General features: G+C 65.7%; 23 protein-coding genes. 10 read left to right on the plus strand and 13 right to left on the minus strand.

All coding sequences use genetic code 11. The features are described from left to right. Nucleotide 1: 1 nt before the first annotated feature. The 6 genes from ACQR1E_RS05955 to ACQR1E_RS05980 all read left to right on the plus strand — a co-directional run bounded on the left by ACQR1E_RS05955 (nt 2) and on the right by ACQR1E_RS05980 (nt 8,581). Nucleotides 2-832: a creatininase family protein gene (locus tag ACQR1E_RS05955; protein WP_315752259.1), complete on the plus strand. Its 831-nt coding sequence runs from the start codon at nt 2-4 to the stop codon at nt 830-832. A 146-nt stretch (nt 833-978) separates the two neighbouring features. Next, nucleotides 979-1,260: a hypothetical protein gene (locus tag ACQR1E_RS05960; RefSeq protein ID WP_315752260.1), complete on the plus strand. Its 282-nt coding sequence runs from the start codon at nt 979-981 to the stop codon at nt 1,258-1,260. A gap of 345 nt (nt 1,261-1,605) precedes the next feature. Further along, nucleotides 1,606-3,591: a carbohydrate porin gene (locus ACQR1E_RS05965; protein WP_315825484.1), complete on the plus strand. Its 1,986-nt coding sequence runs from the start codon at nt 1,606-1,608 to the stop codon at nt 3,589-3,591. A 257-nt stretch (nt 3,592-3,848) separates the two neighbouring features. Further along, on the plus strand, nt 3,849-5,159 hold the full coding sequence (locus tag ACQR1E_RS05970; protein WP_315752262.1) for a hemolysin family protein: 1,311 nt from the start codon (nt 3,849-3,851) through the stop codon (nt 5,157-5,159). A 371-nt stretch (nt 5,160-5,530) separates the two neighbouring features. Beyond that, nucleotides 5,531-7,264 carry an ABC transporter permease gene (locus tag ACQR1E_RS05975; protein WP_315825485.1) on the plus strand — a complete coding sequence of 578 codons (1,734 nt, stop codon included), beginning with the start codon at nt 5,531-5,533 and terminating at the stop codon, nt 7,262-7,264. 15 nt (nt 7,265-7,279) lie between these two features. Beyond that, nucleotides 7,280-8,581 (plus strand): ABC transporter ATP-binding protein, encoded by a 1,302-nt coding sequence (locus ACQR1E_RS05980; protein WP_315752264.1) that lies wholly within the window; start codon nt 7,280-7,282, stop codon nt 8,579-8,581. Nucleotides 8,582-8,592: 11 nt separating this feature from the next. Here the strand turns inward: ACQR1E_RS05980 and ACQR1E_RS05985 are convergent, their stop codons facing one another. The 6 genes from ACQR1E_RS05985 to ACQR1E_RS06010 all read right to left on the minus strand — a co-directional run bounded on the left by ACQR1E_RS05985 (nt 8,593) and on the right by ACQR1E_RS06010 (nt 14,697). Further along, nucleotides 8,593-8,910: a cupredoxin domain-containing protein gene (locus tag ACQR1E_RS05985; RefSeq protein ID WP_315715292.1), complete on the minus strand. Its 318-nt coding sequence runs from the start codon at nt 8,908-8,910 to the stop codon at nt 8,593-8,595. A gap of 9 nt (nt 8,911-8,919) precedes the next feature. Next, a complete protein-coding gene (locus ACQR1E_RS05990; protein WP_315752265.1) occupies nt 8,920-9,441 on the minus strand; it encodes a DUF4142 domain-containing protein in 522 nt (173 codons plus the stop codon). A 96-nt stretch (nt 9,442-9,537) separates the two neighbouring features. Beyond that, the gene (locus tag ACQR1E_RS05995; protein WP_315752266.1) at nt 9,538-10,224 is read right to left on the minus strand and encodes an RNA polymerase sigma factor; all 687 of its coding nucleotides are present in this window, start codon (nt 10,222-10,224) and stop codon (nt 9,538-9,540) included. An 81-nt stretch (nt 10,225-10,305) separates the two neighbouring features. Continuing rightward, entirely contained in the window at nt 10,306-11,931 is a 1,626-nt protein-coding gene (locus ACQR1E_RS06000) for an FMN-binding glutamate synthase family protein (RefSeq protein WP_315752267.1), read from the minus strand. Nucleotides 11,932-12,147: 216 nt separating this feature from the next. Continuing rightward, nucleotides 12,148-13,713 carry an acyl-CoA synthetase gene (locus ACQR1E_RS06005; protein ID WP_315752268.1) on the minus strand — a complete coding sequence of 522 codons (1,566 nt, stop codon included), beginning with the start codon at nt 13,711-13,713 and terminating at the stop codon, nt 12,148-12,150. Nucleotides 13,714-13,923: 210 nt separating this feature from the next. Beyond that, nucleotides 13,924-14,697 carry a ferredoxin--NADP reductase gene (locus ACQR1E_RS06010; protein ID WP_315715287.1) on the minus strand — a complete coding sequence of 258 codons (774 nt, stop codon included), beginning with the start codon at nt 14,695-14,697 and terminating at the stop codon, nt 13,924-13,926. A 288-nt stretch (nt 14,698-14,985) separates the two neighbouring features. Between ACQR1E_RS06010 and ACQR1E_RS06015 the strand changes: the two genes are divergently transcribed. From ACQR1E_RS06015 to ACQR1E_RS06025, 3 genes are all read left to right on the plus strand, one after another. Continuing rightward, a complete protein-coding gene (locus ACQR1E_RS06015) occupies nt 14,986-15,939 on the plus strand; it encodes an ATP-grasp domain-containing protein (RefSeq protein WP_316170957.1) in 954 nt (317 codons plus the stop codon). Nucleotides 15,940-16,051: 112 nt separating this feature from the next. Further along, entirely contained in the window at nt 16,052-17,191 is a 1,140-nt protein-coding gene (locus ACQR1E_RS06020) for an FAD-dependent monooxygenase (RefSeq protein WP_316193296.1), read from the plus strand. Further along, a complete protein-coding gene (locus ACQR1E_RS06025) occupies nt 17,188-18,801 on the plus strand; it encodes a benzoate-CoA ligase family protein (RefSeq protein ID WP_434896805.1) in 1,614 nt (537 codons plus the stop codon). Before ACQR1E_RS06020 ends, ACQR1E_RS06025 begins: the two co-directional genes overlap by 4 nt. Before the next feature lie 38 nt (nt 18,802-18,839). On the opposite strand, the gene ACQR1E_RS06030 is transcribed toward ACQR1E_RS06025, so the two are convergent. Together ACQR1E_RS06030 and maiA are read right to left on the minus strand one after the other, a co-directional pair. Then, nucleotides 18,840-19,349, minus strand: coding sequence for a MarR family winged helix-turn-helix transcriptional regulator (locus ACQR1E_RS06030; protein ID WP_315825490.1), 510 nt, complete (start codon nt 19,347-19,349; stop codon nt 18,840-18,842). Beyond that, the gene (gene maiA, locus ACQR1E_RS06035) at nt 19,339-19,971 is read right to left on the minus strand and encodes a maleylacetoacetate isomerase (protein WP_315752324.1); all 633 of its coding nucleotides are present in this window, start codon (nt 19,969-19,971) and stop codon (nt 19,339-19,341) included. Before maiA ends, ACQR1E_RS06030 begins: the two co-directional genes overlap by 11 nt. 102 nt (nt 19,972-20,073) lie before the next feature. On the opposite strand from maiA, the gene gtdA reads away from it, so the two are divergent. After that, entirely contained in the window at nt 20,074-21,111 is a 1,038-nt protein-coding gene (gtdA, locus tag ACQR1E_RS06040) for a gentisate 1,2-dioxygenase (RefSeq protein ID WP_315825491.1), read from the plus strand. Nucleotides 21,112-21,121: 10 nt separating this feature from the next. Here the strand turns inward: gtdA and ACQR1E_RS06045 are convergent, their stop codons facing one another. From ACQR1E_RS06045 to ACQR1E_RS06065, 5 genes are all read right to left on the minus strand, one after another. Further along, nucleotides 21,122-21,949, minus strand: a complete 828-nt coding sequence (locus tag ACQR1E_RS06045; protein WP_316170959.1) for an ABC transporter permease — start codon at nt 21,947-21,949, stop codon at nt 21,122-21,124. After that, a complete protein-coding gene (locus ACQR1E_RS06050) occupies nt 21,942-22,715 on the minus strand; it encodes an ABC transporter ATP-binding protein (protein ID WP_434896806.1) in 774 nt (257 codons plus the stop codon). Before ACQR1E_RS06050 ends, ACQR1E_RS06045 begins: the two co-directional genes overlap by 8 nt. 42 nt (nt 22,716-22,757) lie before the next feature. Further along, nucleotides 22,758-23,759, minus strand: coding sequence for an ABC transporter substrate-binding protein (locus tag ACQR1E_RS06055; RefSeq protein ID WP_434896807.1), 1,002 nt, complete (start codon nt 23,757-23,759; stop codon nt 22,758-22,760). A gap of 482 nt (nt 23,760-24,241) precedes the next feature. Continuing rightward, on the minus strand, nt 24,242-24,724 hold the full coding sequence (locus ACQR1E_RS06060) for a hypothetical protein (RefSeq protein WP_434896808.1): 483 nt from the start codon (nt 24,722-24,724) through the stop codon (nt 24,242-24,244). A 107-nt stretch (nt 24,725-24,831) separates the two neighbouring features. Further along, on the minus strand, nt 24,832-25,524 hold the full coding sequence (locus ACQR1E_RS06065; RefSeq protein ID WP_434896809.1) for an alpha/beta hydrolase family protein: 693 nt from the start codon (nt 25,522-25,524) through the stop codon (nt 24,832-24,834). Between the last annotated feature and the right edge of the window lie 58 nt (nt 25,525-25,582).

Raw genomic sequence — 25,582 nt, forward strand, 5'->3', positions numbered from 1 at the left:
GATGACCCTGCCGCCCCGCGACTGGACCGAGCTGCACTGGCCCGCTTTGGCAACGTCCGAGGCGGGAACGCCCGAGAGCGCGCGCTGGATCGCAGTGCTGCCGCTCGCCGCCACCGAGCAGCACGGCCCGCACTTGCCTCTCGGCACCGACGTCTACATCGCCGAGGCCTATCTCGCCCAGGTGCGGGCGCTGTTGCCGCCGGCGCTGCCGGTGACGGTCCTGCCGGTGCAGCCAGTGGGGATCTCGACCGAGCATATCGACTATCCGGGCACGCTGACCATGCCGACCGAGGTCGCGCTGCGGAGCTGGCGTGCGCTCGGCGACAGCGTCGCGCGCGCCGGGATCAGGAAGCTCGTGATCGTCACCAGCCATGGCGGCAACAGTGCCGCGATGACCCTGGTCGCACAGGATCTGCGCGCTGATCACCGCATGCTGGTGGTGACGACGTCGTGGTCGCGCTTCGGTGCGCCCGACGGCCTGTTCTCGCCCGATGAGCTGCGGCACGGCATTCACGGCGGCGCCGTCGAGACCTCGATCATGCTGGCCCGCCATCCCACGCTGGTGCGCAGCGATGCGATCGCCGCATTCTCCTCGCGCGGCGCTGAGATGGAAACGACCTACAAGGTGCTCTCGACGCAGCGGCCGGCGCCGATGGCCTGGCAGACGCAGGACCTGAATGCGGGCGGCGCGGTCGGCGATGCCACGCAGGCGTCGGCGGAGAAGGGCGAGCGCGTGCTCGACCACGGCGCGCGGGCGTTCTGTGCGCTGCTGGACGACATCGATAACTTCGACGTGAACGCGCTTGGCCGCGGCCCCCTGTCGGGCGGCTGAGCCAGAGATAACACTCTGGATCTTCTGATGAATCTTCGAACGGCGTCGATCGCGATCAGGCGATTCGAACCGGTTTCGAAAAGGCTCCGTCCAATTTGGCAAGCGGCCGACGCCGGCCGCCGCAACAACAAACAGGAGCCTTCACCATGTCGATCAAGACCAAGATTGCCGCCCTCGCGCTGACCGCTCTCGCCGTGACCGGCAGCATCGCCGCAACGTCGACGCCTGCCGCGGCCAACGGCTTCCATCATCACCATTGGGGCTGGGGCGTCGGTGCCGGCCTCGTCGGCGCCGCCGTCGTCGGCAGCGCCATCGCCGCCAGCAACGACGGCTACTACTATGGCGGTGGCTATCGGTACTGCCGCTGGGTGCCGCAGTACAACGTCTACGGCCAGTATGTCGGCCGGGTCAGGGCCTGCGGCTATTGATGCTGGGCTTTCGTCGCGCCCCGCCCAGCCGCGGCCAAGGCTCGCCTCGCCAAATTCGCCAAGGCCGGGCGTCTACCTGCCCCGATCTGCGATCTCGACAGCCCGCCCGGCCGCCCGGGCGGGCCGATTGTTGCGTGGGCGCAACACCCTCGATCAGAAACCGGGTCAGATCGCCCCACGCTTGCTCTTGCGAATTAATCGCAATATAAATCATCCCTGAATTGCCGCGTGTCATCCACACTTCCGATCAAACATCGACGACTCCGTAATCTTCTCGTGACTGTGCGCGGGCAATCAGTTGTGACGTTGCCTGTGTCGTTTGCCTTGCCTTGGGAATCCGCCGCCATGATCCGTTCGAACTGCACCCGGGAAGTGATCGCGGCCGGCGCCATGATCGCCGCGCTCGCTGCCCCCGCCGCTGCCGCCGACCTGCCGGTCAAGGCCCGGATGGCGCAAACGGTGTTCGACTGGACCGGCCTCTATGTCGGCGTCCATGCCGGCTATACACGTGACCACGGCCGGGCGACCCTGACGGACCCGAGCGGCACGGTCAGCACCGGCAGCCCGTTCAGCGGTCTCACCGGCGGCGTTCAGGCCGGCTACAACTGGGTCACCCGCTCCGGGCTGTTGCTCGGGCTCGAGGGTGATTTCAGCTTTCCGAACTATCTCACCTCCAACCACACCGTCGCGATGCTCGGCACGCCCGGCTCGAACGTCTCGGAGCTGTGGGACTATGTCGCCACCGCCCGCGGCCGCGTCGGCTACATCAGGGGCGACTGGCTGGTCTATGCCACCGGCGGCCTTGCCTGGACCGGCGGCCGCTTCATCAACACCAATGCAGCCGGCGACACCGAGAAACTGCTGACGACGCGGCTCGGCTGGGCCGCCGGCGCCGGCATCGAACGCAGCTTTGCGCCGCATTGGAGCTGGCGCCTCGAATATCTCTACAGCCATTTCGAGAACGGTGGCGTCCGCTTCTCCAACGGAGCCAGCTACAATTCGCAACTCGACTTCCAGACCCTGCGGGTCGGGCTCAACCGGAAGCTCGACTTCGCCAGCGGTCCCGACCTGAAGCTCAAGAGCGATCCGTCCGATCCCGAATCCGACCGCTGGGAGATCCACGGCCAGGCGACCGTGATCGGCCAGGGCTATCCGGCGTTCCGCGCCGCCTACACCGGCGCCAACAGCCTGACACCCGCGCGCCAATTCCAGGAGACCTGGAGCAACAGCCTGTACATCAACGCGCGGCTGTGGGACGGCGGCGAGGTCTACTACAATCCCGAGCTGCTGCAGGGCTTCGGCCTCAGCAACACCGTCGGACTCGGCGGCTTCCCCAATGGCGAAGCGCAGAAGTCCGACTTCCCCTATCCGCACTACAACACCTCGCGGCTGTTCCTGCGCCAGACCTTCGGCTTCGGCGGCGAGCAGGAGCAGCTCGGCAGCGGCCAGCTGCAGCTCTCCGGCAAGCAGGACATCTCGCGTCTCACGGTGCAGATCGGCAAATTTCCGGTGCTCGACGTGTTCGACGGCAACGCCTACGCCAAGGATGCGCGCAAGGACTTCATGAACTGGTCGATCTGGGCGCCCGGTGCCTTCGACTACGCCGCCGACAAGCTCGGCCTGACCTATGGCGCCACCGCCGAGCTGAACCAGAGGAACTGGGCGCTGCGCGCCGGCTATTTCCTGGTCGACGCCACCTCGAACTCCAACAATTTCGACACGAACGTGTTCAGGCGCGGCAGCTATGTCGTCGAGCTGGAGACGCGCTATCAGCTGTTCTCACAGCCGGGCCACCTGCGCACCATCGGCTTCTTCAACAACACCTTCTCCGGCAGCTACCGCGAGACGCTGGACAATCCCGCGCTCAATGCCGACATCACCCAGACCCGCCGCGGCCGCCCCAAATACGGCTACGTCGTCTCTTTCGACCAGGCGCTGTCAGACGAGCTCGGCCTGTTCGGCCGCTGGAGCTGGAACGACGGCAAGACCGAGATCATGGCCTTCACCGACATCGACAACAGCCTGTCGTTCGGCACCTCGATCAAGGGCACGCGCTGGGGCCGTCCCGATGATACGATCGGCCTCGCCGGCGTGACCAACGGGCTGTCGCGCGACCACCGCGCCTTCCTCGCCGCCGGCGGCCTCGGCCCGCTGATCGGCGATGGTGCGCTGAACTATCGGCGCGAGAACATCATCGAGGCCTACTACGCCTACTCGATCAACAAATACCTGACCTTCACGGCGGACTACCAGTTCGTCAACAACCCCGCCTACAACGCCGACCGCGGCCCGGTGTCGATCTTCTCCGGGCGGTTGCACGGGGATTTCTGAGGGCGACAGGCTGCGCCGCCGTCGAGGCCGGCAGTCGAGCGCCGATGAGAGCCACAATTCGCGCCACAAATGGGTGTCGTCCGGGCTCAAGGCCGGGACGACAGCGGAGGATGATGCGCCCGTCGGTGCGCCAAGCTGACCTGCCGCCAGGGTGCAGTCCCCCATGCGCTTACCGCAATGCGGCATTGGGCGCTTGCCATCCCCATATGCTAGGACCTGTCTCCATTCCCCGCCCCTTCGGGCGCTCACAGGTCGAAATGCTCTCAGTCGAACTCGCCATCATCGTCGTCCTCATCGTCGTCAACGGGCTGTTGTCGATGTCCGAACTCGCGATCGTCTCGTCGCGGCCGGCCCGGCTGGCCATGCTGGCCGAGAAAGGCGTGTCCGGCGCGCGGCGGGCGCTGACGCTGGCGTCCGACCCGGGGCGATTCCTGTCGACGGTGCAGATCGGCATCACCCTGGTCGGCGTGCTCTCCGGCGCGTTCTCGGGCGCCACGCTCGGCCAGCGCCTGACGCAATCGCTGCTGGAGCTCGGCCTGTCGGCTTCCGTCGCCGACATCGTCGGCGTCGGCCTGGTCGTCACCATCATCACCTATGCCACGCTGATCGTCGGCGAGCTGGTGCCGAAGCAGCTCGCGCTGCGTGATCCCGAGGCGATTGCCGTCCGCGTCGCGCCGGCCATGCAGGTGCTCGCCAAGGTGTCGCTGCCGCTGGTGGTCCTGCTCGACCTTTCCGGCAAGCTGATCCTGACGCTGCTCGGCCGTTCCGGCGAGGCCGAGGAGAAGGTCTCGGAGGCGGAGATCCATCATCTGGTGCGCGAGGCCGAGACTGCCGGCGTGCTCGAGCCGGGCGAGAAGGAGATGATCGCGGGCGTGATGCGGCTCGGCGACCGCCCGGTCGGCGCCATCATGACGCCGCGTCCCGAGGTCGACGTCGTCGACCTCAACGACGATCCCAAGGCCATTCGCGAGCTGCTCGCCAGGAGCCCGCATTCGCGCCTGCCGGTGTCGGACGGCGAGCGCGACCGTCCGATCGGCGTGCTCCAGGCCAAGGACCTGCTGGCGGCCTATCTGCGCGACGAGACGCCGGACCTGCGCAACCTGGTGCGCGAGGTGCCGATCATTCCCTCCACCGTCGATGCGCGCGACGTGATCGCGATCCTCAAGGTAGCGCCCGTGCATATGGGGCTGGTCCACGACGAATACGGCGCGTTCGAAGGCGTCGTGACCGCGGCGGATATTCTGGAGTCGATCGTCGGCGCATTCTCGTCCGAGCAGGGTCCCCCCGAGCCCGCCTGCGTCCGCCGCGACGACGGCTCGCTGCTGGTCTCCGGCTGGATGCCGCTCGACGAGTTCGCCGACGTCCTCGCCATCGAGGTGCCGCCACATCGCGGCTATCACACCGTCGCCGGCCTGGTGCTGCAGCACTTCGGCAGCGTGCCCGAGGTCGGCCAGAGCTTCGAGCTGCAGGGGTGGCGCTTCGAGATCATCGACCTCGACGGCCGCCGCATCGACAAGATCCTGGCGACCAGGCTCGCGCCGGAGGGCGGCGAGCCGAATGTGGGGTAGCTGAACCCGTGCTGTCGCCGCAACGACAGTGCGCCCCGCCGGAGCATTCTCGCACCCGCTTCGCATCTGCCATGCGATGCGACCTCCCTCGCACGCGGCGGAGGCGCAGATCGAGCGAGTGGCGCGCGATCAGGCATACCCCGGACAGCCGATGTCGCGGGAACGTGAAGACGCGGCCTGCGTATCCTTTGATAGGCCGACATGTGGTACCGGATCCCGGCCGCCGCCGCTTGATATCAAACCATCACACAGGGCACTTAGGGTACGGATTCGGTCGGCAGCCCCAGCCGGCGCGAACCAGCCCATACGCCATGACAAGCACCGTCCGCAGCCACCGCCGATGGCTGCGGACGACGAGACGAGACACGCCGATGATGCTTCAGGAGCTCCGGACCACAGTGCTGCGCGACGCCGTCCGTCCCAACATCTGGGACGTGGTCGCGCTGGTGATCGTGGTGGGCGCGATGGTGCTGATCGTCTATGGCGGCGAGCAGACCACCCAGCCGCTGTCGGCGCTGGATACCGCCCCGGTGTCGCTCGATCCGGCCAACCTTCCGCTCTACGCGCTGCGCACGACCTTGCGCATGCTGCTCGCGATCGCGTGCTCGCTCGTGTTCACCTTCGTCTACGCCGCGCTGGCGGCCAAGAGCCGGCGCGCCGAGATCGTGCTGATCCCGCTGCTCGACATCCTGCAGTCGGTGCCGATCCTCGGCTTCCTCACCTTCACCGTCGTGTTCTTCATGAACCTGCTCCCCGGCAAGGTGCTGGGCGCCGAGCTCGCCTGCGTGTTCGCGATCTTCACCAGCCAGGCCTGGAACATGACCTTCAGCATGTACCAGTCGATGCGCAACGTGCCGAAGGATCTGGAGGAGGCGACGCGCAGCTTCCACCTCTCCGGCTGGCAGCGCTTCTGGCGGCTCGACGTCCCCTATGCGATGCCCGGCCTGATCTGGAATGCGATGATGTCGATGTCCGGCGGCTGGTTCTTCGTCGTGGCCTCCGAGGCGATCACGGTCGGCAACACCACCGTCACCCTGCCCGGCATCGGCTCCTACGTCGCGCTGGCAATTCAGCAGAAGGATCTCGCCGCGATCGGCGCCGCGCTGCTGACCATGCTGCTGGTCATCACCGCCTACGATCAGCTGCTGTTCCGTCCGATCGTGGCCTGGGCCGACAAATTCCGCTTCGAGCAGACCGCCTCGGGCAATCCGCCGAGCTCGTGGATGCTCGACCTGTTCCGGCGCACCCGCGCGCTGCGCTCGCTGTCCGTCCCGTTCGCCGCGGTCAATCGCGCCGTCTCGAACCTGCGGATCAACTGGCCTAAAACCTGGAGCGGCCCGGTGCGGCACGCGCCACCGTCGCAGCTCGTCGACGGCCTCTGGCTCGCCGTCGTCGTTCTCGGTTGCGCCTATGCCGGCTGGAAGACGTACCTCTACCTCTCGGCCACGCTGGCGCCCGCCGATGTCCTCTCCGCCATCGGCTATGGCCTGATCACGCTGATCCGCGTGGTGGTGCTGATCGGGCTGGCGTCGCTGATCTGGGTCCCCGTCGGCGTCTGGATCGGGCTGCGGCCCAAGCTCGCTGAGCGCATCCAGCCGCTGGCGCAGTTCCTCGCCGCCTTCCCGGCCAACCTCGCCTTCCCGGTGTTCGTCGTGCTGATCGTGCGCTTTCGCCTCGACGCCAATGTCTGGCTGAGCCCGCTGATGATCCTGGGCACGCAATGGTACATCCTATTCAACGTCATCGCCGGTGCCAGCGCCTTCCCGACCGACCTGCGCGAGGCGGCCGCGAGCCTGCACCTGACCGGCTGGCGCTGGTGGTTCAAGGTCGTGCTGCCCGGAATCTTCCCCTATTACATCACCGGCGCCATCACCGCCTCGGGCGGCTCATGGAACGCGGCGATCGTCGCAGAGGTCGCGAGCTGGGGCGACACGCATCTGACGGCGTCGGGGCTCGGCGCCTACATCGCCGCGGCGACGGAGCGCGGCGACTTTCCGCGCGTGGTACTCGGCATTGCCGTGATGTGCATCCTCGTCACTCTGTTCAACCGGCTGCTGTGGCGGCCGCTGTATGCCTTCGGCGAGCGCCGGCTGCGGCTCGGCTGACCGGGAGAGATCATCATGCGCGACCAGGTCAAGGACACATCGCTGATCGAGATCAAGAGCGTCAGCCGGCTCTTCCCAAAGGGCAGCGGCGAGGATCTCGTCGTGCTGGAGAAGGTCGACCTCACGATCCGAGCCGGCGAAATCGTCGGCCTGCTCGGACGCTCCGGCTCGGGCAAGTCGACCCTGCTGCGGATCATCGCCGGCCTGGTGTCGCCATCCTCAGGCGAAGCACGATGCCGCGGCGAGATCATCGCCGGCCCCCCTGTTGGCGTCGCCATGGTGTTCCAGTCGTTCGCGCTGTTTCCCTGGCTCACCGTGCTGCAAAACGTCGAACTCGGCCTGGAGGCGCTCGGTGTCGACAGTGCCGAGCGGCGCAAACGCGCGCTGGCCGCGATCGACCTGATAGGTCTCGACGGTTTCGAATCGGCTTTTCCAAAAGAGCTGTCCGGCGGCATGCGCCAGCGCGTCGGCTTCGCCCGCGCGCTCGTCGTGCATCCTGACCTCCTGCTGATGGACGAGCCGTTCTCCGCGCTCGACGTGCTCACCGCCGAGACGCTGCGCACCGACCTCGTCGATCTCTGGACCGACGGCCGGCTGCCGATCAAGTCGGTGCTGATGGTGACGCATAACATCGAGGAAGCGGTGCTGATGTGCGACCGCGTCCTGGTGTTCTCGTCCAATCCCGGCCGCGTCGCCGCCGAGTTCAGGATCGACCTGCCGCATCCGCGCAACCGGCTCGATCCCGCGTTCCGCCAGCTCGTCGACAGTCTCTATGCCCGCATGACGCAGCGGCCCGAGCCGAAGCTGCCGAGCACCGCCAGCGCCGGCGTGGGCATGGTGCTCAACCACGTGTCGTCGAACTCGATCTCCGGCCTGATCGAGACGCTAGCCGGCGAACCCTATAATGGGCATGCCGACCTGCCGGTGCTGGCGGGCCATCTGCAGCTCGAGGTCGACGAGATCTTTCCGCTGGCCGAGGCGCTGCAGCTCTTGCGCTTCGCCCAGCTCAGTGAAGGCGACCTGACCTTGACCGAGGACGGGCGGCGGTTCGCCCATCAGGAGACCGACGAGCGCAAGAAGCTGTTCGCGAAGCATTTGATGGAGAACGTGCCGCTGATGGGGCTGATCCGCCGCGTGCTCGACGACCGCCCCTCGCACGCCGCTCCGGCTGCGCGCTTCCGCATCGAGCTCGAGGACTACATGTCCGAGCACTACGCCGACGAGACCTTGCACACCATCGTGTCATGGGGCCGCTATGCCGAGCTGTTCGCCTATGACGAGCAGTCCGAGACCTTCAGCCTGGAGAACCCGCATTGAGGCCAACGGCGTCACGGCGCGATGGTCAGTGTCGCCTTCATGTTGGGATGAAAGCGGCAGTAGTAGTCGACCGTGCCCGCCTTCTTGAGGACCGAGCTCACCGTCTTGCTCGGCGGCAAAGTGACATCGAAGGCGCCATCCCGCGCCGTGGCCGTATGAGCCAGCGCATCCTTGTTGACCCATTCGACGGTATCGCCGACCTTGGCCGAAGCCGCGGCCGGCGAGAATTCGAGCTTGTCCACCAAGATCCGGATCGTGGCAGCGCGCGCCGGAACGCTCATGGCGGCGAGCACAACCACACTCACGAGAGTGATGCGTCCTGACAGCATCGGATCGTCCTACTTCAGATCCGCCGCGACATGCTCGGCGTGCTGCTCGTGGCCCTGGAAGAGCTTCAAGCCGGTCTGCAGCAACTCCTTCAGCTCGGCGTTGGTTGCGGACGGAATGAGCTGCGTCTCCAGCGCGCCGTTCACCGTCTTGTGGTAGGCGACCTCGTTGGCGATATAGGCCTTGTCGAATGCCGCGCCCTTGAGCTTGCTGAGCTCGTCGAGCTTCTCGCTCGCCTGCTTCGACAGCGCGCGGCTGGTATCGTTGTCTTCCGGCGTCACTTTCAGCTTCTTGACCAGGGCGAGGGCCTGCTTGTTGACCGCCTCGTGGTCCCGCACCATGCCTTGCGCGAACTCCTTGACCTCCTTGCTGCCGGACTTGTCCAAGGCCTGCTTCGCCGCCTTGATGTCGATTTCGCCGGCGGTGTAGGCGATATGCGCGATCTGCGGATCGCTGAGCTTGGCGCCCTGCGACAGGGCGACGCTGCTCGTGAGGCAGAGCGCGAGGGCGATCGTACCGATATGCTTGAACATGGTTCTCATCTCCTGTGCCGCCGGACCTCGTGGCCGGCGGGTGAATGACTGCACAGGGATTGGATGAAAAGCGGGAGCCGACGTTCCCGAGAATCTTCAGGTCGGACGTCGAAGACGATCGAGCACGGCCTCGGTCAGCCGCTCGCAACGCGGGCCGGCGAAGGGAAACGCGTCCAGAAGGACGGGACCGATCTCTTTTTCGACGTTCTCGCGCAACATGCCGCGGGCGCGATGCAGGCGCGTCTTCACGGTCTCGGGCTTCAATCCGAGCAAGTCCGCCGTCTCGTCGATGCTCATCTCCTCGATCACGCGGGCGATGAACACCAGGCGAAACGGCTCGGACAGGTCATCGATCGCCCGTTCGACAACGGCCTGGATCTGGCGCTGCGCCACCGACTTCTCCGGATCGCTCGACGTGGCGGGAAATTGGATGACCTCGGCCCGAGGCTTGTTCTCTCGCTCCGCATCCAGTTGCAGTGCCGGTCGCCGCCCGCGCAGCCGCCCCATCGCCTCGTTCATCGCGATGCGAACCAGCCACGTCGACAGGCTGGACTGGCCGCGAAACGCGTCCAGGTGGGTGAGTGCCCGGACATAGGTTTCCTGCACGACGTCCTCCGCCTCGCTGTCGTTGCGCAGGATGCCGCGGGCGATCCGGAACAGGCGGCGGTTGTTGGCCTGCAGGATGGCCCGAATGGCCGCCTCGTCGCGGGCTTTCGCCCGTCGGATCAGGTCATCCTCGCCGCTCGTCGCCGCGGAGACCGTGGTCGCTGTGGTCCAAGGCATTGTCGATCATCCAAGCTGAGTACACGTGGCTTAGATGGAATTGGAGCCGGAAAGTTCCCAAGAACGATCACGCAAGGCGTTTCACTGCACCGCCGCAAACGTATCGGCTCGCGCCATCGCCCAGGCGTCGCGGAAGCGGACGTCCTGGGTGCCCTCGAGCAGTTCGCCCGGCCGCAGCGATGGATACAGCTTGGCAAAGGAGGAGACATCGGTGGTCGACGTCCGCTGTGAGAAGTGGATGGGCCGCAGATCCTGCGGATGCTCGAGGCCGGCGGCGGCGAGCAGCTCGGCCAGCGCATGCAGGGTCGCGTGATGATAGTTGTAGACGCGGTCGAGCTTGTGCGGCACGACCAGCGCGCGGGCGCGCGTCGGATCCTGCGTCGCGACGCCCGTTGGGCAGCGGTCGGTGTGGCAGCTCAAGGACTGGATGCAGCCGAGCGCGAACATGAAGCCGCGCGCCGAGTTGCACCAGTCGGCGCCGATCGACATCGCGCGCGCCATGTCGAAGGCGGTGGCGATCTTGCCGGAGGCGCCGATCTTGATACGATCGCGGACGTTCAGCCCGACCAGCGCATTGTGCACGAAATTGACGCCCTCGCGCATCGGCATGCCGAGGTGGTCCATGAACTCCAGCGGCGCCGCGCCGGTGCCGCCCTCATTGCCGTCGACCACGATGAAGTCGGGATAGATGCCGGTCTCCAGCATCGCCTTGCAGATCGCAAGGAACTCCCAGGGATGGCCAATGCACAGCTTGAAGCCGGCCGGCTTGCCGCCCGACAGCCGCCGCATCTCGCCGATGAACTGCATCATCCCGATTGGCGTCGAGAACGCGCGGTGCGCCGCCGGCGAGATGCAGTCCTCGCCCATCGCGACGCCGCGGATCTTGGAGATCTCCTCGGACACCTTCGCCGCCGGCAGCACGCCGCCGTGGCCGGGCTTGGCGCCCTGGCTGATCTTGAGCTCGACCATCTTGATCTGCTCGGCGGCTGCGACCCGCGCGAACGCGTCGGGGTCGAACGTGCCGTCATGGCGGCGGCAGCCGAAATAGCCGGATCCGATCTCCCAGATGATGTCGCCGCCCATCTCGGCATGGTACGGGCTGAAGCCGCCCTCGCCGGTGTCGTGCGCGAAGCCGCCGCGCTTGGCGCCACCATTGAGTGCGCGCACCGCATTCGGGCTCAGGGCGCCAAAGCTCATCGCCGAGATGTTGAACACCGAGGCGGAATAGGGTTTTGCGCAGTCGGGGCCGCCGATGGTGATGCGGTATTTTTCCTCCGCACGCGGCTTGGGCGACATCGAATGGTGCATCCATTCATAGCCCTCGCGGTAGACGTCTTCCTGGGTGCCGAACGGGCGCTTGTCGAGCACCATCTTGGCGCGCTGATAGACCACCGCACGGGTGTCGCGCGAGAACGGCATGCCGTCCTTCTCGCTCTCGAAGAAATACTGCCGCATCTCAGGCCGCATCTCCTCGAGCAGGAAACGCAGGTGTGCCGCGATCGGGTAGTTGCGCAGCACCGCGTGGCTCTTCTGCATGAGGTCGCGCACGCCGAGCAGGGTGAGCGCGCCGAAGATCAACAGCGGGATCAGGACGAGATCAAAGATCTTGCGGTCGTAGATGCCGAGGATCAGCAGCAAAGCGGTCGCCGTGGCGCAGATCGTCAGCACGATGAAGCGCGGCGAAAACGGGAGCAGCAGCGTATCCATGGAAGGCCTCGGGGCGGCTCGTGGAAGATCGATAATCACGATACTACTGATATCGCGAAGCAATCGTTACACAAGCGCGCGCAATCGGCCATCGATCATATCACAACGTCGATAGCCGCCTTCTATCGACTGCCGCGCTGCGGGATCGAGCCGCAGCGCCGGGCCGGCCTCCGGGACTCCCGGCGCCGCTACGCGTTGCTCGACGACGGCAGCCGCTTACCCCTGCGCAAACAGCCCCGAATGCGTCTCGCGCAACTGCCGCTTCAGCAGCTTGCCGCTGGGGTTCTTGGGCAGCGCATCGACGAACACGATCCGCTTCGGCGTCTTGAACGAGGCCAGCCTGGCCGAAGCCTGCTCGAGCACGGCCGCCTCGGTCAGCTCACAGCCGGACTTGACCACGACCATCGCCACAACGGCCTCGACCCAGCGCGGATGCGGCAGGCCGACGACGGCGACCTCCGACACTTCCGGGATCAGATAGAGCGCCTCCTCGACCTCGCGGCTGGCGACGTTCTCACCGCCGGTCTTGATCATGTCCTTCTTGCGATCGACGATGGTGATGTAGCCTTCCCCGTCGATGGTCGCGAGATCGCCGGAGTGAAACCAGTCGCCCTGGAAGGCGGCGGCGGTGCGCTCGTCGTCGTGGAAGTAGCCGAGCATCAGATGCGGCGAGCGGTGCACGACCTCGCCGACCTCGCCTGGTGCGACATCATTCATGTCGTCATCGACGACCCGCGTCTCGACGTTGAGCACGGCGCGGCCGCAAGAGCCCGGCTTGCGCAGTTGATCCTCGGGTCCGAGCATCGTCGCCAGCGGAGCGATCTCGGTCTGGCCGTAGAGATTCCACAGCCGCACCTTGGGCAGCCGCTGCGCCAGCTCGCGCAGCACCTCGACCGGCATGATCGAGGCGCCGTAATAGCCCTTGCGCAAGGTGGATACGTCGGTGGTCTCGAACAGCGGCGAGCGCAGGATCGAGATCCAGACGGTGGGCGGCGCGAAGAACGATGTGATCCGATATTTCGCGATCAGCGGCAGCAGATTGTCGGGCGTCGGAAACGCCGTGATGATGTTGGTCGCGCCGACATAGATCGAAGGGCCGAAGAACACGTCGAGCTGCGCGCAATGATACAGCGGCAGCGCGTGCAGGGTGACGTCATCGGCGGCGATGCCAGCATCGACGATACAGCTCACATACTGCCAAATGACGGCGTCATGGGTGAGCATGGCGCCCTTCGGCAGCGACTCCGTACCAGAGGTGTAGACGATCTGCGCGACGTCGCTTCCGGCGATCTCGACGGCAGGCACCGTCGCCGTCGACGCCGCGAGCTCCGCAAAGTCGATCATGTCGCTTTGCCGCTCGCTCGGACCTTCCGACGGCAGCCAGATCATCTGCTCGACCGCCGGCACCAGCGTCTTGGCGGCGCGGGCCACGCCGGCAAAGCCGCTGTCGGTCGCCAGCAGCCGCGCGCCGGCATGCTTGAGGATGTAGGCAACCTCCTCGGGCTTGAGCATGAAGTTGATCGGCACCAGCACGGCGCCGAGCCGCGCCAGCGCGAAGCGCAAGGCCGCGAAGGCATGCGAATTGCGGGCGAGGATGGCCACGCGCTCGCCCTTGCCGACACCGCGGGTGGCGAGGCCGGCCGCGAGGCGGTCGACGATGGCGTTGAACTCGGCGTAGGTCCAGCTGACCTCGCCGCAGATCACGGCCGTCTTTCCCGGCGTGCGCGCCGCGCTCCGCCGCAGGAGGTCACCGAGCGTCTGTCTGCGAACGATGGAATCCATGGCCGTACCCCTTATTGTATCGGGGATGGCCGCCGCTCAGGCAGTCCAAGTCCCCTCCCTGTGTCGCGCCGGACGTCTGCAGGTCCGGTCTTGCTGCCGAAAATCGCACAGCCGCTTCGAAACGCGCAAGGAGGATATTGCCAACGAAAAGAGCGCCCCGATTGCGTCGAGGCGCTCTTTCAGAAAAGTCGGAGACGAAGGGGCGACGGCTCAGCGCTCGACGAAGGCCTTCTCGATCACGAAATGGCCCGGCTCGTTGCCGCTGCCTTCGAGGAAGCCGCGCGACTCGAACATGGTCTTGAGTTCCTCCAGCATCGCCGGGCTGCCGCACATCATGATACGGTCCTTGGCGATATCGAGCTCATGCTGGCCGATATCGTTGAACAGCTGCTGCGACGAGATCAGGTCGGTGATGCGGCCACGGTTGCGGAACGGCTCGCGTGTGACGGTCGGATAATACTGCAGCTTGCCGTCGAGCAGTTCTCCGAACAACTCGTCCTCGCGCAGCTTGGCGACGACGCTCTCGCCATAGGCGAGCTCGGCGACCTGGCGGCAGCCATGGACCAGCACGATGCTCTCGAACCGCTCGTAGACGTCGGGGTCCTTGATCAGGCTGGCGAACGGGGCAAGGCCGGTGCCGGTCGACAGCAGCAGAAGCCGGCTGCCGGGCAGCAGGTTGTCGGGGATCAGCGTGCCGGTCGCCTTGCGGCCGACCAGGATGGTGTCGCCTTCCTTGATCTTCTGCAGCCGGGAGGTCAGCGGTCCGTCTTGCACCTTGATGCTGAAGAACTCGAGTTCCTCCTCGTGATTGGCGCTGGCCATGCTGTAGGCGCGCAGCAGCGGGCGGCCCTCGACCTCGAGGCCGATCATCGCGAACTGACCATTCTGGAAGCGGAAGCCCGCATCGCGGGTGGCTCGGAAGGAGAACAGGGTGTCCGTCCAGTGGTGAACGGAAAGAACTTTCTCTTTATAGAACGCGCTCATGTCGTTTGTTTTTTCACGTGGGCTGAAGTTGGAAGAAACAAGTCGTGACGGAGGCAGGACCGCAAAACCCCTATAGATCCAGCGATTTCGGCGCCTGATGTACGTGAAAACAGCGAATAATCAACCCGCATGGACGCACCATTGATCACGATCAAATGCATGCCGGCTGATGTCCGGATTCGCCTCGATCGGGCATTCGTTCGTACACAAACGATATGGGTAATTTACTTGCCGATATTCCGATTTTCCAGCACTTTAATTCCGCATCTCTGGCCCAATCCTTGAGCAATGATTAACCATCCGCAGGCCCAGCTCGCCGCCATCACCCGCTACTGCGCCGAACGAGGCATCGCGCTCGACGTGCGGGAGGACGGCTGGCTGCTGGTGCTCGAGGATGCCACCCGGCGTCACCTGATCTTCGGCTATGATCTCGGCCTGAACAGTGCGGTGGCGCACAGACTGGCCTGTGACAAGGCGGCGACCTCGGCGCTGCTGAGAGCCGACGGGATTGCCGCGGTTCCACACGCATTCTTTCTGGCGCCGGCCCTCGGCGGCCAGTCGGGGCAGATGGCCGAGGCCGCGCTGGCGCTGCTCGAAACGCATCCGCGCGGGCTGGTGGTCAAGCCCAACGAGGGGACCTCTGGACGGTCGGTGGTCCGCGTCACGGCGAAGGATGACCTGCTGCGCGCAGTGAACAGCATCTTCGAGACCGGCGCGAATGTCGCGATCGCGCCGCTCATGGACATCGTCGACGAAGTCCGTGTCGTGCAGCTCGATGACGCGTCCCTGATCGTCTACCGCAAGCAGCGCCCCATCGTGGCCGGCGATGGCGTGCAGCCGCTGCTCGCCCTCGCGCTGGCGGCCACTCCGGCCACGGGGCACGCCCAGCTCCTGCGGCGCCTCGATGCGGAATTCGACGCGTCGGCCTTGCGCGCCGTCGTGCCGCGCGGCGAGCAGCGCCTGCTGAGCTGGCGGCACAATCTCGAATTCGGAGCTCAGCCAGTGCTGCTCGAACCAGGCGCGCAGCGGGACCTCTGTGCCGCACTCGCCACCGCGGCGGCACGCGTCATCGGCATCCGCTACGCATCGGTCGACCTCGTGCTGGCCGATGGACACTGGCAGGTGCTCGAGATCAATTCGGGCGTGAAGATGGAGGCGCTCGGCCGGCATGCGCCGGAGCTGGTCGAAAGCACATATTTCGCCGCGCTCGACGCGATCTTCGGCAGAGGCCGGTCGGGATGACTTGCGGCCGCCGGCCCGATCTCCAGCAATAAGATTTCCCTGGCCTCGATCGAGATGAGGGATTAGTCTCCGATCCAAAATAAACAGTATACTGTCAATGTGGAGGACGCCCTTGCGCATCGCCGTGCTCGGCGGCGGCCCTGGCGGGCTGTATTTCGCCTATCTCTGGAAGAAGCGGCACCCCGCCGCCGTGGTCGATCTGTTCGAGCAGAACCCGGCCGGGGCGACCTGGGGCTTTGGCGTCGTGTTCTCCGATCAGGCGCTCGAATTCCTGCGCGCCGACGATCCCGACACCGTGGACGCGATCGCGCCGCACATGGAGAGCTGGCGCAACATCACGCTCAATCTGCGCGGCGAGACTGTCGAGATCGACGGCGTCGGCTTTTCCGCGATCGGCCGGCTCGAGCTGTTGAAGCTGCTGCAGGCCCGCGCCGAGAGCGTGGGCGTCGTCGCCCGCTACGGCACGACCATCCAGTCGCTGGACCAGCTCGCAGGCTACGACCTCATCGTCGCTGCCGACGGGCTGAACTCGCTGGTTCGCCGCAGCTTCGAAGGCGATTTCGGCTTCTCCGTCTCCTACTCCAGCAACAAGTTCGCATGGTACGGCACGTCGAAGACCTTTGCCACGCTGTCGCAGACCTTCGTCGCGACCGACCGCGGCAGCTTCAACGCGCACCATTATCGCTATTCGCCGGACATGAGCACGTTCCTGGTGGAATGCGATCGCGCCACGTGGCACGCCCATGGCTTCGCCGAGATGTCGGTCGATGAATCCCGGCGCGTCTGCGAGCAGGTGTTCGCCGCCACGCTCGACGGTCACGCGCTGGTCTCCAACCGATCGGTATGGCGCAATTTCCCCTGGGTCTGGAATGAGCACTGGTGGCACCGGAACATGGTGCTGATCGGCGACGCGCTGCATACGGCGCACTTCTCGATCGGCTCCGGGACGCGGCTGGCGATCGAGGACGCGATCGCGCTCGCCAAGGCGCTCGATGCCGAGACCAGCCTCTCTGACGGCCTCGCCCGCTATCAGGCCGAGCGCCAGCCGATCGTGAAGAAGCTGGTGACGGCGGCCCGGACCAGCAGCGACTGGTATGAGTCCTTCCCGGCTCACATGACGCTCAGCCTGTTGGATTTTGCCTACAGCTACATCACCCGGTCCGGGCGCATCGATGATACCAGGCTGCGCGCGATGGCTCCGCAGTTCATGGCCCGCTACGAGGCATCTCGGAGCACGGGAGCACGCGCATGACGAGAGAGATCGCCGACCAGGTTCCGCGCGACAGCGCCGGCGCGCGCGAGATCGGCTTCGCAATTCCCGCCCGCTACAATGCCAGCCGCGTGCTGTTCGACAACCTCGCCAAGGGCAACGCCAACAAGACTGCGCTGATCGGTCCGGCCGGCCAGCGCAGCTATGCCGAGCTGTGTGCCGACGCCTGCCGTTGGGGCAACGGCTTCACCGCGCTCGGGCTCAGCCGCGGCGAACGGGTCCTGCTGTTCCTCGACGATACACCGGCCTATCCGGCCGCGTTCTTCGGCGCAGTGCGCGCCGGCTTCGTGCCGCTGCTGATCAACACATTGACGCCGCCGGGTCTGCTGCAATTCTATCTCGCTGATTCCGGCGCCAAGATCGCCGTCGCCGACGCCGAGTTTGCCGCACGGTTCGACGCACAGGCATGCGCCGAGACCGCGCTGCGCACACTGGTCGTCGTCAATGGCGAGGCGCCGGCCACCGCCGTCGCAACGACGGTTGCGGTCGATGCGTGGCTGCCCAACTTCACCGATCAGTTGGCGGAGGCCGACACCCACCGCGACGAGATGGCATTCTGGATGTATTCGTCCGGCTCGACCGGACGCCCCAAGGGCATCGTCCATCTGCAGCACGACATGGCCTATAGCGAGCAGGCGTTCGCCCGCAACGTGCTGCGGCTCAAGCCGGACGACATCTGCTTCTCGGTGCCCAAGATCTTCTTCGCCTACGGCTTCGGCAATGCGATCACCTTTCCATTCTCGGCCGGAGCGACGACGCTGCTGCTGCCCGGCCAGCCGAAACCCGCCGCCATCTTCGATGCGATCGGCCGCTTCCGACCGACCGTGTTCTTCGGCCTGCCGACGCTCTACACCGCGCTCACCAAGGCCGAGGGTGCGAAGCAGGCCGACGTCTCGTCACTGCGGCTCGCGGTTTCCGCGGCCGAGGTGCTCTCGGCCGAGGTCTTCAACGGCTGGAAGAGCCTGACCGGCTTGGAGATCGTCGAAGGTCTCGGCTCGACCGAGGTTCTCCACGTCTATCTCTCGAACCGCGAGGACCGCAAGAAGCTCGGCGCCGCCGGACTGCGCGTTCCCGGCTACGAGATCGCGCTGCGCGACGGCGAAGGACGCGAGGTCGCCAACGGCGAAGAGGGCATTCTCTGGGTACGCGGCGACTCCAACACGCCGCTCTACTGGAACCGTCCGGACAAGACCGCGGAGACGATCCGCGATGGCGGCTGGATCTACACCGGCGACCGTTTCGTGCGCGATGCCGACGGCTTCCATTTCTTTCGCGGCCGCGCCGACGACCTGGTCAAGATCTCCGGCCAATGGGTCTATCCGCTCGAGGTCGAGCTCTGCCTCGCCGAGCATCCCGATATCAGAGAATGCGCCGTGTTTGCGCACGAGCTGCCGGATCGTCGCATGAGCCTGAAGGCCGTGGTGGTCACCAACGGCGGATCCCCCGACCAAATCCCGTCCGTCAAGGCGCTGCAGGACTACGTGAAGGCGAAACTGCTGCCCTACAAATATCCGCGCGAGATCGTCTTCATCGACGAATTGCCGAAGACGGGCACCGGCAAGATCGATCGTCAGGCGGTGATGCGGCTGTGAGCCTACGCCTTGCGCCCGACAACTGCGGAGTTCCGCGATCAGCCGGTTTTGCCGAGATGCTCCAGCGCATCCTCGGCGCGCAGCGGCACCCGCGACACCTCGTTGTTGAGATCGACGAGCTGCGCCAGCAACGCCATCAGCATCTTGCGATCCGCGGCCTTCAGCGGCGCCAGCATGCGGGCCTGGGCGCGATCGACCGCCGGCATGATCGCACGGAGCAGTGCTCCGCCCGCCCTGGTCAGATAAAGCAGCTTGACGCGCTTGTCCTCGGCCGACGGCCTGCGCTCGATATGGCCCTTGCTCTCCAGCCGCTCGATCACGCTGCCGAGCGTCGAACGGTCGAAGGCGATCACCGCCGACAGCCTGGTGGCATCGATGCCGGGGTGCGTCTGGATCGCGACCAGCGCTGCATATTGCACCGGCGTCAGGTCGAACTCGCGGCACTCCTCAACGAAGATGGACACGGCAATCTGCTGCATCCGCCGGAACAGATAGCCCGGCTTGGTGTAGACTGCGTCCATGGTGATGTCGGGCGGCCTACTCGGCATCGGGCTGACGCTCCGGAGCAGCAGCGGCGAAGGCCGGCAGTGCCTTCGCCGCGGCTTCGGCCTGCAGCAGGCGCGGAAACGCTGCGACATCGACGCCGAAGCGGCGTGCATTGCCGAGCTGCGGCACCAGGCAGAGATCGGCCAAGGTTGGCGCCGCACCGAAACAGAATGGGCCAGGCTCATGCTTGATCAGCGCTTCGCAGGCAGCGAGCCCCTCGCGGTTGGCCCAGCCGGCCCAGGCCGTGACCTTGTCCTCGGGCAGGCCGAGCTCCCGGAGCCGCGCCAGCACCTTCAGGTTCTGCACCGGATGGGTGTCGCAGGCGAGCACCTGCGCGAAGGCGCGGACCTGGGCGCGTCGCAACGGATCCTTCGGCAGCAGCGGCGGCTCGGGATGAGTCTCGTCGAGCCATTCGATGATCGCAAGCGACTGGATCAACGTGGCGCCGCTGTCGTCCTCGAGCGCCGGGACCAGACCCTGCGGGTTGAGCGCGAGATAGGCGGGCGCGCGCTGCTCGCCCTTGCGGAGGTGATGCGGCAGATGCTCGGCCGTGAGACCCTTGAGGTTGAGCGCGATCCTGACGCGATAGGATGCGCTGCTGCGGAAATAGCCGTGCAGCTTCATCATGGCAGTCCTCCCGATGCGACAGCTCTGGTTGTATTTGACGGTAATCAAATTGGCAGTATACTGTCAATCAAGAACGACATCTGATCATGGGAGGCGCGCATGGCCGCGGTTTCGACACCGGAGCGCGAGGCGTTCTACAAGAAGATCGACGGCGAAAACATGACGGCCCTGTGGACCGTGATGAGCGATCTCATCACGCCCGAGCCGAAGAGCGCCTGCCGCCCGCATCTGTGGCAGTTCGCGGCGATCCGCGACTACATGGTCGAAGCCGGGCGGCTGATCACGGCGAAGGAAGCCGAGCGGCGCGTGCTGATCCTGGAGAATCCGGGACTGCGCGGGCAGTCCAAGATCACCACCTCGCTCTATGCCGGCGTTCAGATGGTGATCCCAGGCGATGTTGCGCCCGCCCATCGGCACAGCCAGTCCGCATTGCGCTTCGTGCTGGAAGGAAAGGGAGCCTTCACGACCGTCGAGGGCGAGCGCACCCTGATGGAGCCGGGCGACTTCATCATCACCCCGTCGATGACTTGGCACGATCACGGCAATGAGACCACCGAGCCGATGTTCTGGCTCGACGGCCTCGACATTCCCCTTGTGCAGTTTCTCGACGCGTCGTTCGCGCAAGGCGCGCAGGAGGACCAGCAGAAGGTCGCGCGCCCCGCGGGCGACAGCTTCGCCCGCTACGGCCACAATCTGCTGCCGGTCGATGCGAAGCGCAAATCCAGGACATCGCCGATCTTCAACTATCCCTACGCCTATACGCGCGAGGCGCTGGAGAACGCGAAGCGGAGCGAGGAATGGGACGCCTGCCACGGGCTGAAGCTGAAATTCTCCAACCCGGAGACGGGTGATTTCGCGATGCCGACGATCGGCACCTTCATCCAGCTGCTGCCGAAGGGCTTCAAGACTGCGCGCTATCGCTCGACCGACGCGACCGTGTTCACCGCGATCGAAGGCAGGGGCCGCAGCCGCATCGGCGACCAGACCTTCGAATGGGGCCCGCGCGACCTGTTCGTCGTTCCGAGCTGGCAATGGGTCAGCCATGAGCCGGACGAGGATGCGGTCCTGTTCTCGTTCTCGGATCGCCCGGTGCAGGAGAAGCTCGACTTGTTCCGGGAAGACCGCGGCAACGCCTGACACCGCCGGATCAGCGCCAGCGCAGGAGCCGCGCTTCGAGCATGCTGATCAGCCGGCCGACGGCGAGACCGAACAGCGACAGGATCAGGATCCCCGCCATCAGCTGATCGGTCTGCATCAGATTGCCGGCCTGCAGCACGAAGGTGCCGATGCCGGTCTCGGCGCCGATCATCTCCGCCGAAACCACGAGCATCAGCGCGACCGACGCGGTGATGCGGAAACCGGCGAGGATCGACGGCAGCGCGCCGGGCCAGATCACGCGGCGGACGATGGTCGGGAACGGCACGTTGAAGCTCTGCGCCATCCGGATCAGGTTGCGCGGCACCGCATCGACGCCGCTATAGACCGAGATCGTGGTCGAGAAGAACACGCCCAGCGCGATCGTCGCGATCTTCGGCTGCTCGCCGATGCCGAGCCAAAGAATCAGCAGCGGCAGCACGGCGATCTTCGGAATCGGAAACAGCGCAGAGACGAAAGTGATGCCGATGCTGCGCGCAATGCGCCAGAGGCCGATCGCGAAGCCGACGACGATGCCGGTGGCCGTGCCGAGCGCCCAGCCGGATACGATGCGCACGAACGATGCCGAGACATGCTGCCAGAGCGCGCCGCTTTCGGCCAATCGATACAGGGCGCGCAAGATCGTCAGCGGCGCCGGCAGGAACAATGGGTTGACCAGTGCGAGGCTGCCGATGAGTTGCCACAGGCCGAGAGCCGCCGCGAGCGCGAACCAGCCGGCCCATCGGCTTGCGGCCGGCGTGAAGCCGCCGCCCCGGAACGGCACTTTCCGGCTCTGCTTGCCGACGACCTCAGGCGTTCCGGCCGGGGAGCGTTCAAGCATTCTGAACCTCGCGCTCGGCATCGATTGCCTCGGTCCGGATCAGCCCCCAGAGCTCGTTCTGCAGGTCCAGCAGTTGCGCGCGTACTCCGGCATCGCCGCGGCTGCGCCGCGTCGCCGGGACGCTGACGACCTTCCGGATGCGGCCGGGACGACGCGACAGCACGACGATGCGGTCGGCGAGCCGCACGGCCTCCTCGAGATTATGCGTGACATAGACCGCGCCCATGGTGCCGTCGGCGAGCAGATCGACGAAGTCCTCCATCAGCAGCTCGCGGGTCTGCGAGTCCAGCGCCGACAACGGCTCATCCATCAGCAGGATCGCCGGGCGGACCGCCAGCGCCCGGGCAATCCCGACCCGCTGTCGCATGCCGCCCGACAACTGCTTGGGATAGACGGTCCGGAAGTCTGCCAGGCCGGTTCGCCGCAACGCATCGTCGACGGCGGCGGCGCGCTGCTGCGTCGACAGGGATGTATGGAGGAGCGGAAAGGCGACATTGTCGGCGACGCTTGCCCACGGCAGCAGCGCGAAGTCCTGGAACACGAACGTCAGGGGATTGAGGCTGCCGGGCGGCGGAGCTCCGCGCAGCACCGCCTGTCCCTTGCTTGGCTGCAACAACCCTCCGAGGATTGCCAGCAGCGTGCTCTTGCCGCAGCCGGACGGCCCAACGAGGGCGACCACCTCGCCGCCTCCGACCGTGAACGACACGCCATCGAGCACATCGAGCGCGTCGAAACGGTGGCTGATGGTCTCGGCGATCAGGTCCATATCAGGCGATCCCGCTGCAGGCCCGCGCTGCGCCTGCCTTCATCAATCCGGCTTCACAAAGTCTTTGGCGATGATCGCGGCCGCATCATAGCCCTGGTCCGCGAACCCCTGAGCCTGCAGCCATTTGATCTGGCTGTCGATGTTCTTCACATCGAGCTTGCCGTCGGGATCGATATAGGCGCAATTGCCCACGACCTGCTCGACCGGCAGGTTCGTGTACTTGCCGATGATCTCGAGCAACGGTTTGGTCTTGTCGTCGATGGCGGCGGTGCCGTCCTTGACCGAGGCGAGCACGACATCATGATACTCGCGCTCGGCGCGCTGAAGCGACGCCAGCAGCTTACCGACCAGCGCCGTGTTGGCCAAGATTTTCGGCCCCGCGAACACGCCGCTGACCTGCCACGGCGTCTCGTCGCCGACCCAGCCAAGATGCTTGACGGCGCCCTCCTCCATCAGCTTGCGCGCGACCGAAACCGGCATCAGCGCCGCGTCGACGGTTTCCCCTTTGATGGCCGCCGACATGTTGGACATCGACTGCAGCGGCACGATCTTCACGTCGGCGAGCTTGAAGCCATATTTTTCGGCCAGCAGCCCCACCGAATAGTGAAAGCTCGACCCGACCTGGGTCATCGCCACGCGTTTGCCGACAATGTCCTTCGGCGTCCTGAGACCTGCCTCATAGGCCTTGTTGCTGGCAAAGTAGCCAATCAGCGGAAAGCCCGGGCGGTCACGGCTCATACCGGCGATGATCTTCAACGCGCCCTTGCCTGCGAGGTTATACAGTCCTGCGGTGAAGGCGGTCACCCCGACGTCGACGTCGCCGGTGGCCGTCGCCACGGCGATCGGTTGCGCTGCATCGAAAAACTTCAGCTCGACGTCCAGTCCAGCTTCGCGGAAGTAGCCTTTGTCCAACGCGATGAACACTGGCGCGGACGAGGACAGCCGGAGAACGCCGATCCGGAGCTTGGCGTCGTCGGCCAACGCGGTGCTGATCGATACGAGGCTCCAGAGCAGCCCCAGGACGACGCCAACGTATCGGAACATCACACTCTCCAAGTTCTGGCGACCCGCACACCCGGCCTCACCCCACGACGCCGACTTGTTGCAATATTTCGAGCTTGATGTCGCGCCAAATTTTCAGGAGTCGGGAGATCGCAGCCTCAGAGGCCGGGCGTCTTGCTCCAAGCCGCCTCGTCCATCACTGTAACGCGTGTTGCGCTAAACGCCCTTGCAATCGGCGGTCCGGTCCTTTGCCGCGACCGTGCGCTTCCTGCAGGGGCCGTGAAACGTCTCGATCCCTTTCAATCCGTCCTCTGCACGGACCGACATGGCCGGCAGGCTCGCCGCGCCGAGGGCCAGCAGCCAAACGGATGAAGCTGCCTTTCTCATCGCGATCTTCTGACAAAGTGGATATTGCCGAGCGGGCCGGATTTGCCGCGTGGACTTTACGATGGCGAGTGACGACCGGCGACGCCGCGACGAGCTCTCCTACTGGCCCATCCTGCTTGTGCGCAGGGGTCACGGCCTCAGAAGGTCTGCATCACCGGCTTCTCGCCATTGGACAGAAATAGCCCTTCAAAACGGCCGATCTCGCTGTCGGCTGTGCATTCGAGCAGGTCGGGTCCCTTGAATGGATTGCCGTGGCGGCATTGCCCCTTGGCCGTCACCTTGTTGATCGTCTTGCGACTTTGGCCAATGATCATCATGTCGACCGGCGTGACGAACTTGTCAGGCCCGGGTTGCTCTTGCAGATCGCCGCGGTTCGAGAACGTGACCACGCTGCCGTCGAGCAAGGTGAAGTAGAAGCCGGTGCGCTGATCGTCATAGTCGGTATTGAGCAGCGCGCCCTTGCATTCCGAGCTGCGATCCTTTCCCGCGACGCTGAGCTTCTGGCAAGTTCCCTTCACGACCACCATGCCGGTCAGCCTGGCATCGGCGAGCGATGGAGCTGCAGAGATCATCAGCACGCCAAGCGCGCACACCGATAGCGCCACCACTGCTGACTTCATCGAACCCCCTCCCCTACCTTTCAATAGGACTATGCCTCAACCTCCGGCGGCAGAAAAGTTCTATTTTTGTTCTCATGCCATTTTTTCCGAAAGAGGCGCTCGGCGCGTCAGCCGGCACACGCTTCGAGAGTCTCCAGCCACGCCGCAAACGCCTCCGTCAGGTCCTCCATGACGGCCTGATCATTCCGGCCGGAGCGCGCAGGCACGTGGAAGGCGTGGTCGGCCTGATCGATCCAATGCAAGGTCGCGCGCGGTCCCAGCCGCTTCACGACGGGCGCGAGCAGCTCCATCTCCGCCAGCTTGTCGCGCGTCCCCTGCAGGAACAGCATCGGGACCTCGATCGCATCGAGATGATCGGCGCGCGCGATGGAGGGCTTGCCGGCGGGGTGAAGCGGAAAGCCGAGAAAGGCGAGCCCGGCTATGCCTGGCAGCGGCGCTGCACTCTGCGCCTGCGACGTCATGCGCGCCCCGAACGACTTGCCGCCCGCAACGAGCGGCAGCCCCGGACAGAGCCGCGCAGCCTCCGCCACGGCAGCCCGCACCGCGGCGTGGGCGAGCGCGGGCGGATCAGGGCGCTTGCTGCCCTTCTCCATATAGGGAAACTGGAAGCGGAGCGTCGCGATGCCGCGCGCGGCAAGGCTTGCGGCCGCTTGGTTCATGAAGACGTGGGTCATGCCGGCGCCCGCGCCATGGGCGAACACGAAACAGGCGCGCGGCCGCGGCGGGGCCATGAACAGCGCGGACACGACGTCCGCGCCGTCGACGGGAAACGCAAGGGAACGCGGCTGGTGCCCGGTCATGCCCCAGAGTGTGAGCCTGCGCTCCTTGCGTCAACTCCAGTCGCCACCGACTTTGCAG

Source organism: Bradyrhizobium sp. HKCCYLRH1030, from assembly GCF_051168395.1.
Lineage (GTDB): Bacteria > Pseudomonadota > Alphaproteobacteria > Rhizobiales > Xanthobacteraceae > Bradyrhizobium.